General features: G+C 64.9%; 13 protein-coding genes. 9 read left to right on the top strand and 4 right to left on the bottom strand.

Annotated elements, in window-relative coordinates; genetic code table 11:
* Window positions 1-103 precede the first annotated feature (103 nt).
* The 4 genes from E5222_RS00535 to E5222_RS00520 all read left to right on the top strand — a co-directional run bounded on the left by E5222_RS00535 (window position 104) and on the right by E5222_RS00520 (window position 4,196).
* On the top strand, window positions 104-2,218 hold the full coding sequence (locus E5222_RS00535; RefSeq protein WP_136691527.1) for a TonB-dependent receptor: 2,115 nt from the start codon (window positions 104-106) through the stop codon (window positions 2,216-2,218).
* 210 nt (window positions 2,219-2,428) lie between these two features.
* Window positions 2,429-3,046 (top strand): hypothetical protein, encoded by a 618-nt coding sequence (locus E5222_RS00530; protein ID WP_136691526.1) that lies wholly within the window; start codon window positions 2,429-2,431, stop codon window positions 3,044-3,046.
* Complete coding sequence (locus tag E5222_RS00525) at window positions 3,043-3,240, top strand: helix-turn-helix transcriptional regulator (RefSeq protein WP_136691525.1); 198 nt, start codon at window positions 3,043-3,045, stop codon at window positions 3,238-3,240. The genes E5222_RS00530 and E5222_RS00525 overlap by 4 nt, the downstream gene beginning before the upstream one ends.
* 35 nt (window positions 3,241-3,275) lie before the next feature.
* Complete coding sequence (locus E5222_RS00520; RefSeq protein ID WP_136691524.1) at window positions 3,276-4,196, top strand: alpha/beta fold hydrolase; 921 nt, start codon at window positions 3,276-3,278, stop codon at window positions 4,194-4,196.
* Between the two features lie 45 nt (window positions 4,197-4,241).
* Here the strand turns inward: E5222_RS00520 and E5222_RS00515 are convergent, their stop codons facing one another.
* Genes E5222_RS00515 through E5222_RS00505 form a run of 3 tightly spaced genes read right to left on the bottom strand, consistent with a single transcriptional unit; the run spans window position 4,242 to window position 7,473 of the window.
* Entirely contained in the window at window positions 4,242-5,462 is a 1,221-nt protein-coding gene (locus tag E5222_RS00515; RefSeq protein ID WP_136691523.1) for an NHL repeat-containing protein, read from the bottom strand.
* Between the two features lie 33 nt (window positions 5,463-5,495).
* A complete protein-coding gene (locus E5222_RS00510) occupies window positions 5,496-6,623 on the bottom strand; it encodes a pyridoxal phosphate-dependent aminotransferase (protein WP_136691522.1) in 1,128 nt (375 codons plus the stop codon).
* Window positions 6,624-6,654: 31 nt separating this feature from the next.
* Window positions 6,655-7,473 (bottom strand): sulfite exporter TauE/SafE family protein, encoded by an 819-nt coding sequence (locus E5222_RS00505; protein ID WP_136691521.1) that lies wholly within the window; start codon window positions 7,471-7,473, stop codon window positions 6,655-6,657.
* 126 nt (window positions 7,474-7,599) lie between these two features.
* On the opposite strand from E5222_RS00505, the gene E5222_RS00500 reads away from it, so the two are divergent.
* Window positions 7,600-8,739, top strand: a complete 1,140-nt coding sequence (locus E5222_RS00500) for an oxidoreductase (RefSeq protein WP_136691520.1) — start codon at window positions 7,600-7,602, stop codon at window positions 8,737-8,739.
* On the top strand, window positions 8,736-9,536 hold the full coding sequence (locus E5222_RS00495; RefSeq protein WP_136691519.1) for a class I mannose-6-phosphate isomerase: 801 nt from the start codon (window positions 8,736-8,738) through the stop codon (window positions 9,534-9,536). Before E5222_RS00500 ends, E5222_RS00495 begins: the two co-directional genes overlap by 4 nt.
* 44 nt (window positions 9,537-9,580) lie before the next feature.
* On the opposite strand, the gene gdhA is transcribed toward E5222_RS00495, so the two are convergent.
* Window positions 9,581-10,936 (bottom strand): NADP-specific glutamate dehydrogenase, encoded by a 1,356-nt coding sequence (gdhA, locus tag E5222_RS00490; protein ID WP_136691518.1) that lies wholly within the window; start codon window positions 10,934-10,936, stop codon window positions 9,581-9,583.
* 307 nt (window positions 10,937-11,243) lie between these two features.
* On the opposite strand from gdhA, the gene E5222_RS00485 reads away from it, so the two are divergent.
* The 3 genes from E5222_RS00485 (at window position 11,244) to E5222_RS00475 (ending at window position 16,644) form a co-directional block, all read left to right on the top strand.
* Window positions 11,244-12,656, top strand: a complete 1,413-nt coding sequence (locus E5222_RS00485) for a multiheme c-type cytochrome (RefSeq protein ID WP_136691517.1) — start codon at window positions 11,244-11,246, stop codon at window positions 12,654-12,656.
* The gene (locus E5222_RS00480; RefSeq protein WP_136691516.1) at window positions 12,656-14,647 is read left to right on the top strand and encodes a heme-binding protein; all 1,992 of its coding nucleotides are present in this window, start codon (window positions 12,656-12,658) and stop codon (window positions 14,645-14,647) included. Before E5222_RS00485 ends, E5222_RS00480 begins: the two co-directional genes overlap by 1 nt.
* Window positions 14,648-14,799: 152 nt before the next feature.
* Window positions 14,800-16,644 (top strand): hypothetical protein, encoded by a 1,845-nt coding sequence (locus E5222_RS00475; RefSeq protein WP_246021560.1) that lies wholly within the window; start codon window positions 14,800-14,802, stop codon window positions 16,642-16,644.
* The last annotated feature ends 2 nt before the right edge of the window (window positions 16,645-16,646 follow it).

The raw sequence follows: 16,646 nt of genomic DNA, 5'->3' as shown, positions 1-16,646 counted from the left end.
GGGCCGATTACCGTAAATTACGTAGCTCGTCGCACGCGCATTAGGCAGATCGGCTTCAACATCAATTGTCAAGTCAGGTTACAGCGTGCCCAATAGCCACTCCTTGCGTTTTCCCATCCCTCCCCGTGCCGGCCTCCTGTCCGGTGCGGCAGCCCTCGCCTGCGCCCTCACTCCCAACCCTGCATGGGCGCAGGTCGAGGGCCCGGAGGGCGACGATCCGCATGCCGAAGCCGGGCACGAGCATGAAGAGCGCGAGAATATCGGGGTGGTGCGCGACCAGACGACCGGCGACATCATCTATGTCTATGGCCGCGGTGAACGGCGCATCGGCGAAGCCATCGCCGCCAGCGAAGGCGGCGTTGCCGGGGCGGATATCGAACTTCGTCCCCTGTTGCGTCCCGGTGAGATTCTCGAAGCAACCCCCGGCCTGATCGCCACGCAGCATTCGGGCGGCGGCAAGGCCAACCAGTTCTTCCTGCGCGGCTTCAACCTCGACCATGGCACGGACTATGCCGTCTATATCGACGACATGCCGGTCAATTTCCGCACGCACGGCCATGGCCAGGGCTATCTCGACGTCAACGGGTTGATCCCCGAAAGCGTCGAGCGCGTGGATTACCGGAAGGGTCCCTATCGTGCCGACACTGGCGATTTCAGCTTTGTCGGATCCAGCTTCATCACAACCAAGGACCGGCTGCAGCCCTTCGCCACCGCCGAAGCCGGCTCCTACGGCTATCGCCGCTTCGTGGCGGGTGGCTCCACCCGCGTCGGCAGCGGCGATTTGCTCGCCATCGGGCAGGTGAAGCTCAATGACGGGCCGTGGGAGCTGGCGGAGGATTTCGAGGGCTATTCGGGCTTCCTCAAATATTCGACGCCGATCGGCGATGCCGATTTCCAGGTCTCGCTGAACGTCTTCGATGCCAGCTGGAATCCGACCGAGCAGCTGCCCGAACGCGTGATCGACACCGATCTGTGCGAGGATCGCTTCTGCGCGCTCGACACCACGCTGACCGGCTATACCAAGCGGCAGGTACTGACCGCCAATTACGAGAGCGATAACTGGCGCATCACCGGCTATGCCCAGCATTACGACTGGAGCCTGCTGTCAAACTTCACCTATTTCCTCGAGGATCCGGTCAATGGCGACCAGCTGCGCCAGTTCGAGGAACGCTGGACCTTCGGCGGCCGCGTCGAGCGCTTCGAGCAGCTGACCGACCGCATTTCGCTGCGGGTCGGGGCAGAGGCGCGCCATGACGATATCGGTCCCGTCGGCCTCGACGAGACGATCGATGGTGAGCTTGAGTTCAACTACAACAGTTTCGACGTCACCGAAAAGTCGCTCGGCCTTTATGCGGAGGTGATTGTCGAGCCGGTCGAGCGGCTGTTCGTCACCGCCGGCCTGCGCGGCGACTGGTACGGTTTCGAGACCAGCGCGATTGACGGCGTGGACGTGTGGTCGGGCGATGTCAGCGACGAGACTTTAGCGCCCAAGATCGGCGTGAACTACGAAGTGACGGATGGCATCGCCCTCTATGCCAATTACGGCGAGGGGTTCCATTCCAACGACGCGCGCGGCGTGACCAATCCCGCCGATCCGGCGCCCGGCCTGGTCGAAGGCGATTTCGAGGAGCTGGGCTTTCGCTTCGAACGCGGCGGGCTGATCTTCACCGGCGTCTATTTCTGGTCGAGCATCGACAGCGAGCTGATCTATGTCGGCGACAGCGGCGCGGTGGAGCCCTCCGACCCCGGCAAGCGTCGCGGCTACGAACTGACCGCCTTCTGGAAGCCCAATAACTGGCTGGCAGTGGACGGCGTATGGACCGGCACGCGCAGCCGCTTCGATGGCCTGCCCGAAGGCGAGAACTACGTGCCGGGCGCGCTGGAGAATTCGGGCGAGCTGGGCCTGTCCGCAGCCTTTCCCGAATGGAATGCCGCCGCTCGCATCCGCTATCTCGGCCCGCATGCGCTGATCGAGGATAACTCGCAGCGCGGCGCGTCCACCCTTCTCGTCAATGCACGCCTCGCCTGGACCCCGCAGGATTTCTGGGGTCTGGAAGTCTATGGCGAGGTGCTCAACCTGTTCGACAGCGAAGCGGACGATATTGACTATTTCTACGCCACCCGCTTCCCCGGCGAGCCAGCCGAGGGGATCGAGGGGCGCAATAGCCGCATCGTCGAACCGCGGCAGGTGAGGGTCGGCGTGACCAAGCGGTTCTGATTCGCTCTTGAGCTTGCGGGACGGGGCGCAATCGCGTGTGCGCCCCGCCATGGGAAGACCCGGCTGCCGCATGGCGCAGCCGGGTCTTTCTGCTTTTCCATCAATGAGATATCGCCAAATAAGTCAAGCAACCCAATCATCATGTCAATGTTGCTTGACAAAATCAGCCTCGTGTCTAGCTTCCTTTACATAAATTCAAGGGAGCTTGATATGACTATCCCCCAAACGGCAAGCGAGGGACGCGGCCCGCTACTCTACATCGTTCTGTTCGTCCTGAGCGCCGCAATCGTCAGCGCGCTGCGCCTGACCGATGCGATCAATCCGGGCACGGCCTATCTGCTGTTCATCGCCTCCATGGGCTTCATGGCGCTTTCCGTCAGGGCCATGGTTCGCAAGGGTTCGCCCAGCCGCGCCAGCAAGGCGATCCGCCGCTACAGCAAGGGCATGCTCGCAACGAGCCTCGGTTACGTGCTGGGGCTGGGCGCGGCGATCACGCTGGACCAGCGCTTTGACATTGCCGGGCCGCTGGCCTTCGTCATCGCCCTGCTGCCCGTGATCCCGATCTTCGGCATGATCTATGTCATGGGCCGCTACCTGGTGGAGGAGCAGGACGAATATTTGCGCCACCGCGCAACGATCGCCTCGCTGGTGGGCCTCGCCTGCGTGCTCGGCTTTGGCTCCTTCTGGGGCTTCCTCGAAGGGTTCGAACTGGTCCCTCATGCTCCGGGCTGGTGGGCGGTGCCAGTCTGGGCCGTGGGCATGGGGCTGGCACAGGCATGGATGAGCTTTACCGATCGCGCCGAACCGGAAGCGGACGGCGACGCATGAAGAACCGCCTCAAAGTCCTGCGAGCAGAGCGCAATTGGAGCCAGCAGGACCTGGCCGATGCACTGGGCGTGAGCAGGCAAAGCGTCAACGCGATCGAGACGGGGAAATACGATCCCTCGCTCCCGCTCGCCTTCACATTCTCCGACGTGTTCGGAATGCCGATTGAAGAGATCTTCCTGCGTGCCAAAGATTAGTGCTGACGCGCGGGACTGACTGAAAGGACAAGACGATGTTTGAACGTGCCAATTGCGGCGCATGGCTTCGTGCGCCCATCATCCTGCTGCTTGCGCTGGCCCTGTTGCTCGGCCTGCCCTTCCCTTCCACCGTCCTTGCGCAAGAGGTGGAGTATGACCGCTTCAGCGTGGAGATTGTCGGTGAAGGCCCGGACGTGATCCTGATCCCCGGCCTTGCCACTCCGCGCGATGTCTGGGCGCCGCAGGTCGAGCAATTGCAGGACCGCTATCGCCTCCATTTGCTGCAGGTCCGCGGCTTTGGCGAGCCTGCCGGGGCCAATTCCGAAGGGCCGATCCTCGATGACCTCGTCGACGAACTGGCGGAATACATCGCGGCGGAAGGGCTGGAGCACCCCGCGCTGGTCGGCCATTCGCTGGGCGGGCTCATCTCGCTGATACTGGCGGCCGAGCATCCCGCACTCCCCGGCAAATTGCTGATCGTCGATGCGCTGCCCTGGTATGCCGCCGTCTTCGCGCCGGGGCAGGAAATCGCGATGGCGCAGGTCGAGCCGCAGGCGGCGATGATGCGCGCGCAATTGCTTGCCGCTGCCGATGCGGAACCGGATCCGCAGGCGATTGCCGCCAATACCGCAAACCAGTCGCTATCCGAGGAAGGCCGCGCGAAAGTGGCCGCATGGTCCGCCGCTGCCGACCAGCGCGTGACCGCGCAGCTCATCTATGAAGACCTCACCACCGATATGCGCGAACGGATCGCCGAGATCACCGCGCCGGTGACGGTGCTGGTGCCCTTCGCCGATCCCTATCCGACCGAACCGATCGCGCGCGAATTCTATGCGGGCGAGTATGCCGCGCTGGAGGGCGTGAGGATCACCCCCATCGGTCCCTCGCGACACTTCATCATGCTCGATGTGCCGGAGGCTTTTGCCGAGGTTCTTGAGGAAGTGCTGGCGGAGTAAGGCCCCTTCCTCCCTGTGCCATCGACACAGGGAGGAAGTTTCGCCCTACTCCTCGAAGCCCGTCAGCACGAAGCGCTGGACGCGGCGGCCAGTATTGACCTCGGTGGTGTAGACATTGCCCTGGCTGTCCACATCCACGCTGTGCAGCCAGATGAATTGGCCGGGATAGCGCCCGTTCTTGCCGAAATGGCCGAGGATCTCATGCGTCTCGCGCAGCAGTATCCACACGCGGCCGTTCATCATGTCGGCAACATAGACATAGGTGCCGTCCGGGCTGAAGGCGACATCGCTGGCGGTGCGCGTGCCGCCCGTTTCCAGCGCGATCACCACGTCTTCGAGGAACTCCACCCCACCATCGGTTTCGCGGAAGACCTGCAGGCGGTTGTTGCGCCGGTCGCAGACATAGATCGTGTCTTCCGGCCCGCGCACCACGCAATGGACGATGTCGCCAAAGGCCGTGCTTTCCGGGTTCGGCCCGCCATCGCCGGTGCTGGCCGCCTGGCTCTGGTCGAAATTCCCCTCACGCGTTCCGCCATCAGGGTCGGCGCCATAGGCACCCCACAGGTGCTGGAAGCCGAGGTTCTCCAGCCCGAATTCGGCAATGCGCTTGTTGATATAGCCATCGGCCACCAGCACGCTGTCGCCATTCACGCTGATATCGGCAGGATTGCCGAGGAACTCCTCGCTCATATTGCCATCGGTTTGCTGGCGCGTGCCGATCTGGCGGAGATATTCGCCATCGGCGGTGAATTGCAGCACCACATGGTCGCCATTGCCATTGCCGCCGATCCAGACATTCATGTTCTCATCGACATAGAGGCCGTGGACATTGGCGGGCCATTGCTCGTCGCCCGTCTCGGTGGCGTCGGGGCCCTGGCCCTCCACCACGCCGTCCCCCGGCGCGAGGTCGGTGCCGCCCCAGCTGCGCAAGAGATTCCCCTCCTGGTCGAACTGCAGCACATGCGGCGGGGCGGCGCAGCAGGCGGAGCTTATCCCGCTATCGAGACCGGTATCGGTAAAACCCAATGAATTGGGGCGGGTGAGCACCCAGATATTGTCGTCCCGGTCCACGGCGAGGCCCGGCGACTGGCCCAGGATCATGTCCTCCGGCAGGCGCGGCCAGCTGGCATCGGCCTCGAAAGTCGGGACCGGTACCGCATCGCTCAGCCGCTCGCTTTCGACCGGCACCAGCACATCGGCCGTGGCGGGCGTGGCCGCCAGCAGGCCAAGTGTGGCCGCCCCGGCGGCCAGCGGGGTCCTTCGCATCTTCGTGTCTCCCATTGTGATCCTCTCTTTGTGTTATCCTTGCACTTCGCCGATGACTTCCGGCAGCGCCGCAGCATAGCGGGCGACATCCTCCAGTCTGCCGCAGCTGACGCGCGAGAACTGGGTCCATGGACCATAGGCGCCGCGGATCATGACTCCGCGGTTTGCCATTGCAGCCTGCACCGCATCGGCATCCTCCACCACGACATAGACGAAGTTGGTCTGGCTTGGCAGCGCAGTCAGGCCCGAGCGCGCAATTGCGTCGTAGATCATCTCGCGCCCTTCGGTCACGCGCTCCTTGCTGAAGGCGAGAAAGCCCGTGTCGTTATAGCTGGCGATCGCGCCTGCCAGCCCGGCGACATTGCCGCCGAAGCTCATCTGGTGGCTGCGGATCAACGCAGCGTTTTCCTCGCTGGTGATGGCATAGCCAACGCGCATGCCCGCCATGCCGTAGATCTTGGAGAAGGTGCGGCAGACGATAACGTCCTGCCCGGCCTTGACCAGCTCGAGGACGGAATTGCCCTCCGGATCGTCGGTCAGTTCATTATACGCTTCGTCCACCAGCAAGGTCGCCGTGGGCGTGACTTGCGCGGCCAGCCGCCGAAGGGCCGCGCCATCCACCAGCATGCCGGTGGGATTGTTGGGATTGCAGATCTGCACAAGCGACACGTTCTCGCCGAACGCCGCCTCGATCCCGGCAATGTCGACCTGCATTTCGGAGTCCAGCGGGACACGGATCACGTCCACGCCCTGGCGCTCACCGTAACGCACGGTCGCGTCCCAGAAGAGGCCGGGACACAGTATCGCGCCCTTCGCGCCCCAGGCGAGCGATATGGCGGAGAGGATCTCGGTCGATCCCGCGCCCACGACGACTTGCGAAGGCGAGACGCCATTGCGCTCGGCGATCATCTCGCCCAGCCGGGCCAGGCCGCGGTCCGCATAGTAGCAGCCATTGGACGATGCCTCTGCAATCGCCTGCAGCGCGGAAGGCGCGGGGCCATAGGGGTTTTCGTTGCGCGAAAGCAGCGCTTGGCCCTCCGGCGGACCGAACAGGGCGGCGGGAGACGGCGTGGATTGCGCGCTCGCGCGGGTGGCAAGGGTGGCGGCAAGTCCGGCCGCAGCCGCACTCCCGGCAAGGAAAGTCCTGCGCGCAATATCCATGTTTCGTCTCCTTCTTACTGGTTGGCGATCCCTATTGGTTGGCAATCATGGTCACCCCGACCACGATCAGGTAAATTCCGAAAACCAGCCGCAACACGCGCGGGCTGAGCTTGTGTGCCGCCGCTACGCCCAGAGGTGCGAACAGCACCGATGTGGCGACAATGCCGATCGCGGCGGGCCAATTGACATAGCCGAACGATCCGGCGGGCAGGCCGGGCTCTGCAAAGCCGATGATGATGAAGCCGATCGTGCCGGGAAGCGCGATGATCGCGCCCATGCCGCTCGCCGTGCCGATAGCGCGGTGGATGGGCGTGCCGCACAATGTCATCACCATGGTGGTGATCGTGCCGCCGCCAATGCCGAGCAGGCTGGAAAGCAGGCCCAGGCCGCCCGCCAGGCTCACCTTGGCCGCGCCGCCAGGCATCGCCTCCAGCAGCTGCCGGTCATGAATGCGCGGCGCGAGGAAATGCAGCGCGAAAGCCAGCACGCCCACGCCGAAGATCAGCGCCAGCGTGCCACTCGACACAAAGTCGGCAATCGCCGCGCCCAGCACAGTGCCGCCCACGACCCATGGCGCCCAGCTCTTGAGCACTTCGAAATCGACCGAATTGCGCAACGCATGGCTTTTGACCGAACGGAGCGAAGTGAAGATGATCGTCGCCAGCGACGTGCCGATGGCGATATGGGTGATCTGGTCCGGCTGCGCACCCATCATCGGCAGGATAAGCACCAGAGCGGGAACGACCACGAAGCCGCCGCCAATGCCGAACAACCCGCCGGCAAAACCGGCCCCCGCCCCTGCTGCGAGGAGCGCGGCTATCGGTAGCAGCAGGGAACTGTCGCCTGTCACGGACACTTGTTCTACGCTGCAATGCAGCAAAATCGAGTCGTTTTGTGCATTGCTGGCTATTTTGCGACACTCGATTACAAATGACGGCATGGACCAAGGGCTCACCCACGCAGCACAAGAGGGGGCATGACCAACCCATCAATCCTGTTCACACCGGTGACTTTGAACGCCACCGCTTTCCGCAATCGCTGGGTCATGCCGGCGATGCAGCGCGGCATGTGCGAGGGCGGCGCGCCTTCGGCAGACCTGGCCGCCTATTACCGCCGCCGGACCGAAGGCGGCACCGCGCTGATCATCGGGGAGAGCGCGGCGATCGACCACCCCTCCGCCACCGTCCAGCCGACCAGCGCGCATATCAATGCCTCGACGCGCGACGCCTGGGCGCATTGCGTGAAGGAAGTGCTCGCGGCGGGCGGCGAGATGATGCTGCAGCTGTGGCACGAGGGCGCAATGCGCACCGATGGGAAGGCGCTGAGCGCATCTGGCCTCGCCCATCCGGGCAAGGAAAGCGGCCGCGCCGCGACCTTGGACGAGCTGGCTCAGATCCGCGACGGCTTCGTCCGCTCAGCGAAGATCGCGCAGGGCATCGGCGCTTGCGGGGTCGAGGTGCATGCAGCGCATGGCTATTTCCTCGACCAGTTCCTGTGGCACGGCTCCAATATACGCGAGGATGGCTATGGCGGCCCGCTGATCGCCCATCGCGCGCGCTTCCCGGCGGAGATCGTCGCCGCCATCCGCGCCGAATGCGGGCCCGATTTCCTGATCTCGCTGCGCTTCTCGCAATGGAAGGAAGTGGACTACGCGGCGCGCGTCGCGCCCACTCCGGAAGAGCTGGCGGAAATGGCGACGATCTTCCGCGATGCTGGCGTCGACGTGCTCCACGCCTCCACCCGCCGCTTCTGGGAAGCCGAATGGGATGGCGATGAGCGCAACCTTGCCGGATGGACCAAGGCGGGCGGCGGCCTGCCGGTGATCACCGTCGGTTCAGTCGGTCTCGATACAGATGTGATGGACGTCTTCATGGAAGAGGTCGATCCAGGCCCGCGCGTGGCGGTTGCGTTAGAGGACTTGGCGACGAGAATGGAAGCAGGTGAATTCGACATGGTGGCGGTAGGCCGCGCGCTGATCGGCGATCCCGATTTCGTGAAGAAGGTGGAGGCGGGCGATTACGACGCCATCCGCACCTTCAGGCGCGACGATCTCGGCAAGCTCGAATGGGACCTGTCCATCGTCGAAGAGGCGCATGCCGGGGCGGGTGCGGCATGATCCTCCCCACCCGCACGGTCGATAAGGTCTGGGGCCGCGAGCTTTTGCCCGCGCCGTTCACCTCCATTCCCGACACGAAGATCGGCGAGATCTGGTTCGAGCCGCCGCCCGAGCTGCCCGAACTGCTGGTGAAGTACATTTTCACCTCGGAGAAACTCTCGATCCAGTGCCACCCGTCGGACGACCAAGCCGAGGCTTCGGGCAAGGGCCGGCAGGGCAAGGAGGAATGCTGGCTGGTGGTCGATGCCGAGCCGGGCGCGACGCTCGGCATCGGCTTCCATGAACCTGTCGATGCCGACACGATGCGCGCGGCCGCGCTGGACGGGTCGATCGAGGACATGCTGGTCTGGCACGAAGTGGGGCCAGGCGATTTCTTCTACATCCCCGCCAATACCGTTCACGCGATCGGGCCGGGCGTCTCTATCATCGAGATCCAGCAGAATTCGGACATCACCTATCGCCTCTACGACTATGGCCGTCCGCGCGAGCTGCACCTTGAGCAAGGCATGGCGGTGGCAAAGGGCGAGTATTATCCCGACGAACTGCACCGGATACTCGCAGCGAACGGGCACCAGTCGCTGGTCGACGGGCCCTTCTTCCGGCTCGACCTGGTGGACGGTATCCCGGACGAAAAGCTGCTCTACAGCTATTCCGGCAGGCTGCTGGTCATCCCGATGAAGGGCGAGGTGCTGGTGGCGGGCGAAGTGGTGCGCCCCGGCCAGTGCGCGCTTGCGCCCGACCTGGCGAGCACCACCTTCGCACCCGATGGAAAGGCGCTGGTGACGGCGCCCCTCTAGGAGAGTTCATCCTCCCTGTGCCGAAGGCATGGGGAGGATGATTTCTACACCACCCCGAAAGCCAGCATCGCGTCGGCGACCTTCTTGAAGCCGGCGATATTAGCGCCCTTCACATAGTCGACATAGCCGCCGTCCTGCTTGCCATATTCCACGCATTTGCCGTGGATGCCTTCCATCAGCTCGGTCAGCATTTCGCCCAGCCGCTCATGGTTCCAGCTGATGCGTTCGGAGTTCTGGCTCATCTCGAGGCCTGAGACCGCGACGCCGCCAGCATTGGCCGCCTTGCCGGGGCCGTACATGATCTTGGCATCGTGGAAGACCTTCACGCCTTCCAGCGTGGTGGGCATGTTGGCGCCTTCGGAGACGGCCTTCACGCCGTTCGCCACCAGCTCCTTCGCCTCTTCCTCGTTCAGCTCGTTCTGCGTCGCGCAGGGTAGCGCCAGGTCGCACGGAACGTCCCACGGGCGCTTGCCTTCGTGGAAAGTGGCATTGGTGAAATGGTCGGCATATTCCGAGATGCGGCCCCGGCGCACATTCTTGAGTTGCTTCACCCAGTCGATCCTTTCCTGATCGATACCGTCGGGGTCATGGATGAAGCCGCCGCTGTCGGAGAGGGTCAGCACCTTGCCGCCCAGCTGGACGATCTTCTCCGCCGCATGGGTGGCGACATTGCCCGAGCCGGAAATCACCGCCGTGTGGCCTTCCACGTCCATGCCCTGGTGCTTGAGCATGTTCTGCATGAAATAGACCGCGCCATAGCCCGTCGCCTCGGGCCGCATCTGCGATCCGCCATATTCGGTGGCCTTGCCCGTCAGCACGCCTTCCCAGCGATTGGTGATCCGCTTGTACTGGCCGAACATGTAGCCGATCTCGCGCGCTCCCACGCCGATATCGCCCGCCGGTACGTCCGTATCGGGGCCGATATGGCGATAGAGTTCGGTCATGAAGGCCTGGCAGAAGCGCATCACTTCGCTGTCCGACTTGCCGCGCGGATTGAAGTTCGCGCCGCCCTTGCCGCCGCCCATCGGCAGGCCCGTCAGCGAGTTCTTGAAGGTCTGCTCGAAAGCGAGGAACTTCAGCACGCTTTCGGTGACGCTGGGATGGAAGCGGATGCCGCCCTTGTAAGGACCGATGGCATTGTTGTTCTGCACCCGCCAGCCGCGCTGCACGCGGATGCAGTGATTGTCATCCTCCCAGCAGACGCGGAAGCTGACCACCCGGTCCGGCTCGGCAATCCGGCGCAGGATCTGCGCCTCGTGATATTCCTCCTTGTCCCCGATGAAATCGAAGATGTCCTGCGCCACTTCCTGCACCGCCTGGACGAATTCGGGCTGCCCCGGATTGCGCTTCTTCACACCCTCCATGAATGTCGGAAAATCGACGTGATCGGATACGGCCATTGTTCTTCCCCCCAAGATTGGGAACGCCTGGGCAAGGCCGACCATTCGGGCCCTGCGCGACTCGTCCCCATTTGATCCGGGCGGGACAAGACCATGTCCGCGCCGCGAAATAAAGGCCGGGCTCTCTTCCGCTGGCTGGTACTGCGTGCGCAAAGCCGAGCAATCAGGCTGACAAGCGCGCTCCAGGTTTGCTATGGGCATGCCGGGGGTGAGCGCGGGGGCGCTGGCCGTTGGCGGCAAAGGGCGATAAGGGGTCGTCCTGCAACCAGTCGTTTTGGCGGCCGGAGGCAAACTTGGGGGGACAGGAATGAGCAATCGCAAGCGGCGAGCCGGCTGGACGCGGAGCCTTGCGCACGCGCGCCGCGCATTGCCTGCTCTCGCGCTCGCCACGCTTGCCTGCGCCGCCTTGCTCGCCGGCCTGCCGCGTGAAGGCAGCGCCAACGCGCAGGGCTCCTATTCCTATACCGGCGTCGCCTCCTGCGCGGGATCGACCTGCCACGGCCGCAGCGAAGGCAATGGCGCGGTGGTGCGTCAGGACGAGATCGCCACATGGCAGAACCCCTCCGCCGTCAGCGGCGCGCATAGCCGCGCCTATACGGTGCTGGCCGGAACGCGCGGGAAGCAGATCGCGCAGTCGCTGGGCTGGCAGGATGCGACAAGCCGTTCCGAATGCCTCGGCTGCCATGCTACTTTCGTGCCCGTCTCCGAGCAGGGGCCGCGCTTTCACACCAGCGACGGCGTCGGCTGCGAGAGCTGCCACGGCGCGGCGGCAGGCTGGCTCGCCACGCATTACAAGGTGGGAGGAACGCATCCGGCGAATGTGAGTAATGGCCTCGTCCCGCTGGAACAGCCGCAGGTGCGCGCCAAGGTGTGCCTCGATTGCCATTACGGCAGCGCCGATCAGGGCCAGTTCGTCACCCATGCGATGATGGCGGCGGGCCATCCGCGCATCTCCTTTGAGCTCGACCTGTTCAGCGCCTTCCAGCAGCATCATGACGAGGATAGCGATTACGCCCAGCGCAAGGGCGCGACCGACAATGTCCAGCTATGGGCGGTGGGTCAGGCCGAAGCGGTGGCGCGGGCGACGGACCTGTTCTCAAGGCCCGACCTCGCCACCGAAGGCGTCTTCCCCGAATTCTACTTCTACGATTGCCACAGCTGCCACCGCCCGATCAGTGACGGACCGGATCGGCGGCTGACCTTCGAGACCAATCCGGGCCGGCCCATTCCCTTCGGCCAGCCGCCCTTCAATGATGAGAACATCATCATGCTCGATGCCGTCTCGCAAGCGCTCGCCCCCGCGCGTGCCGAGGCATTCCGCGCCGCGAGCCGCAATTTCCACGATGCGATGGATGAAGGCCGCCCGCAGGCGCAAGCCGCCGCCATGGCGCTGCGCAGCGAGGCGGCGCGCCTGTCCGATGCGCTGGCGGCGCGCTCCTATGGCGGGAACGATGCCTTCGAGGTGATCTCCATCATCGGCGGGCGGGCGATCAATCCGCGCTTTACCGACTATGCCGGATCGGCGCAGGCGGTGATGGCGGTGGACACACTGCTCAACGCGCTGGTGACGCGCGGCCGCATCACCGTGGGCGCAGCGGCGAGCATCCGCGCGGATATCAACCGCGCCTATGCAGCGGTTCGCAGCCCGGAGAGCTATGACCCCGGCGCTTTCCGCTCCGCTTTGGGCAATGCCGTGGGCGCGATCGGGCGGCTGAGTTGATGACGATGCGAAAAGCGACAGCCCTGCTGGCGAGCGCCGCGCTGGTCCTGTCTGGCTGCGGCGGCAGTTCAGGCGGAGGTGGCGGCGGCACTCCCACACCCACACCTGCCCCGGCCCCAGCACCAGCCCCGGCGCCCGCTCCCAGCGGCGGCCTGTTCACTCCGCCCGCGCTGGCAGCGCTCACCGTGGCGGAAGTCGAGCGGATTATCGCGCAGGCTGCCGGTGAAGCGAGTGCGCGCGGCCTGCCCTCGATCATCGCGGTGACAGACCGCGTGGGCAATGTGCTCGGAGTGTTCGAGATGACCGGCGCGCCCGCCACCATGACCGTCAGCCGCCAGCGGATCGGCGGCCTCGCCCCCAGCGGCGGCGAAGAGGGCTTGCAAGGCGCGGTCGTGCCCGCGGTAACCGGCGCCATCGCCAAGGCGATCACCGGGGCATACCTGTCCAGTGGCGGCAATGCCTTCTCGACCCGCACCGCCAGCCAGATCGTGCAGCAGCATTTCCCGCCCGGTCCGACTACCGCAGGACTGGAGAGCGGGCCGTTGTTCGGTGTGCAGTTCAGCCAGCTGCCCTGCTCCGACCTATCCAGCCGCTTCCTGCCCGGAGGAGGCCCCGGCGCGCTGATCGGCCCCAAGCGTTCGCCACTGGGCCTTGCCGCCGATCCCGGCGGCCTGCCGATCTACAAGAACGGCGTGGTCGTTGGCGGCATCGGCGTGATGGGCGATGGCGATTACGGCTTCGATCCCAATAGCATCGACACCGATCTCGACGATGAGGAGGCGATCGCGCTGGCGGGGACACAGGGCTTCACCCCGCCGACCGATATTCGCGCCGACCGTATCTTCGTGGACGGGACCGCGCTGCGCTTCAGCGATGCGACCGCAAGCCAGCTCTCGGCCCTGCAGACCAATTTCGCCGCCGCGCCCGGCGCGCTGATCCCGGTCACCGGCTATTCCAACGGCACGATCATCGCGGGCACGCCCTATGGCAGCGAGGCTTCGGGCGTGCGCGCGGCGACGGCGGGCGAGTTTTCCAACCCGGACGCCTTCGTCCTGACCGACGGCAGCGGCAATCCGCGCTTCCCGATCCGCGCGGGCACCGATGGTGCCAGCGTCAGCCAGCCGCTGACGGCTGGCGAGGTGCGCGCCATATTGGAGGAAGCCTTCGCCGTCCTCTCCCGCGCCCGCGCGCAAATCCGCCGCCCGCTCGATTCCCGGATGCAGGCGACGATCAGCATTGTCGATACACATGGCCGGGTGCTGGGCATCGTTCGTTCTCCCGACGGGCCGCTATTCGGCACCGATGTGAGCCTGCAAAAGGCGCGCACCGCCGCCTTCTTCTCCAACCCCGTGGCAGGCCAGCAATTGCTGGCGGCGGGCGGCGATCCGGCGAGCTATGTCCAGCGCGTGCGCGATTTTCTCGGCGATCCCAATGCGCTGACGGGCACATTCGCTTTTGCCGATCGCTCCGGCGGCAATCTCTCGCGCCCCTACTTCCCCGATGGCGAGGTAGGCCAGCCGCCCGGGCCGCTTTCGGTGACCTCGACGGGCCTGTTCAGCCCCTTCGCCGTGGGGCTGCAGACAGACCTCGTCGCGGGCAATATCGTCCAGCATGTGCAATTCGTCGCCGGGGCTTCGGGCAGCGACACGCCGGTCGGCTGCACCGGCATCCCGGCCGCGCCCGGCGGGCAGAAGCGGGTCGCCAACGGTATCCAGATCTTCCCCGGCTCGGTCCCCATCTATCGCGGCGGAGAGCTTGTTGGTGGCATCGGCGTCTCGGGTGACGGTATCGACCAGGACGACATGGTCAGCTTCCTCGGCCTCCACAATGGAGGCCAGCGCGTGGGCGGTATCGGCAATGCCGCACCCGCCATCCGCGCCGACAGGATCGAGGTGAATGTCGGCGGGCGCTCGGTTCGCCTGCGCTATATCAATTGTCCCTTCGCGCCCTTCCTCGACACGTCAGACCAGAATGTGTGCCAGGGCCTGTGAGCAGCTCTCTGCTCCTCCTGCCTTTGCTGGCCCAGGTTGCCGCCGCGCAGCAGCAGGACCCTGCGCCCGAAGAGGAAGTGCAGCAGGTCGAGGAGGCGGAGGAGAGCGCCCCGCAATATGAAGGCGTCGCGCCCGAAAGCGGGCTCGGCACGCTGGTAGAGCCGCCCGCGCCCACGCCGGTCGAGCCCGATATCATCGAAGGCCGCACCCGCCCCGGCTATGTCGCGCCGCTGCCCGATGCGGTGACGCAGGACAATCCCGGCGCGGTGCGTGCTCCTCCGCCGCAAGCCTTCCCGGTCGACCAGGTGCCGATCCCCGACCGCTGGCGCCTGATCCAGAACCTGGGGCTGGTGATCGAGGATCCGCTCGATCCCTACAACCAGAACACCTACAAGGGCGACCGCCCGATCTGCACCAATAGCGACGAGGATCGCGAACGCCGCGCCCGCGCTCGCGAGGAGGCGGAGGCTGCCGGGGTCGAGGCGCCCTATGGCAGTGCGCGCTGCTTCACGCCGCGCTTCCTCGGCCTTGAAGGCAATGACTGGTTCTTCATCGTCAACGCCATCAGCGACACGGTGCTGGAGCCGCGCACTTTCCCCATTCCCGTGGGCGTGCAGACGACCGAGGACCCGGACCGGCTGGATGTCTTCGGCAATGACTATTCCGCCGTCTTTTCGCAGACCTTCATCGCCGGTTTCGCGCTGCTGAAGGGCTCCACCGCCTACAAGCCGCCGGACGTCGAATACCGCGTGACGCTGGCCTTCAACGTGAACCATGTCGACGTGCCCGAACGCCGCGTGCTCCATGTCGAACCGACGAAGCCGAGCCACCGCACCGACCATTTCCTGGGCGTGCAGGAGGCCTTCTTCGACTACCACATCCGCAACACTTCGAAGCGCTATGACTTCGACAGTTTCCGCATCGGCATCCAGCCCATGCAGGCGGATTTCCGCGGCTTCCTGTTCAATGACAACCAGCTGGGCTTCCGCCTGTTCGGGACGCGCGACAACAACCGTTTCCAGTACAACCTCGGCGCTTTCTGGCGGCTGGAGAAGGATACCAATTCGGGCCTCAACGCGGTGCTGCAGCGCCCGCGCGACGATTTCGTCTTCCTCGCCAATGTCTATCGCCAGGACTTCCTGATCCCGGCGCTGACCAGCCAGTTCACCGTCGTCTACAACCGCAATCGCGAAGGCGACGAGGTGCAGATCGACGATAACGGCTTCCCGGTGCGCCCGGCCCTGCTCGGCACGCTGCGCGGGCGCGATTACGACGTGGTCTATCTGGGATATAACGCCGACGGGCGGATCGGGCGGATCAACCTGACCGCCAGCGCCTATTGGGCCTTGGGCGAGGATCGCAACAGCTTCTTCACCGACCGCGAGGCGGATATCAACGCGCAATTCGGCGCGATCGAGCTGTCCTATGACCGCGACTGGGCGCGCTTCCGCCTGTCGGGCGCATGGGCGAGCGGCGATGGCGATCCTTTCGACGATACCGAAAGCGGCTTCGACGCGATTTTCGAAAACCCCGTCTTCGCCGGTGCGGACACCTCCTACTGGATCCGCCAGACCATTCCCTTTGCCGGCGGCGGGCGCGCGATCAGCGTCAATGGCCGCAACGGCATCCTCAATTCGCTGCGCAGTTCCAAGGAACAGGGGCAGTCCAATTTCAACAATCCCGGCCTGATCCTTGCCGGCGTGGGCGCCGATTTCGACCTGACGCCGGAACTGCGCGTTTCGGCCAATGCCAACCATTTGTGGTTCGAGGATACGGCTACGCTGGAGACCCTTCGCGTCGAAGGATCGATCCCGCAGGAGATCGGCTACGACCTCTCCGCCTCCGCCATCTGGCGTCCGCTGGCGACGCAGAACATCGTCGCCCGCCTGTCCGGCGCCGCGCTGGTGTCGGGTGACGGCTTTCGCGACCTGTTCGACAATCTGGACGGCAATACGACCTATTACTCGGTCCTCGCCAATGTGACGGTGAGCTACTGATG

Source organism: Alteraurantiacibacter aquimixticola, from assembly GCF_004965515.1.
Taxonomy (GTDB): Bacteria; Pseudomonadota; Alphaproteobacteria; order Sphingomonadales; family Sphingomonadaceae; genus Alteraurantiacibacter; species Alteraurantiacibacter aquimixticola.
The sequence above is the reverse complement of the archived record's forward strand: the minus strand, read 5'-3'. Positions and strand labels throughout refer to the sequence as shown.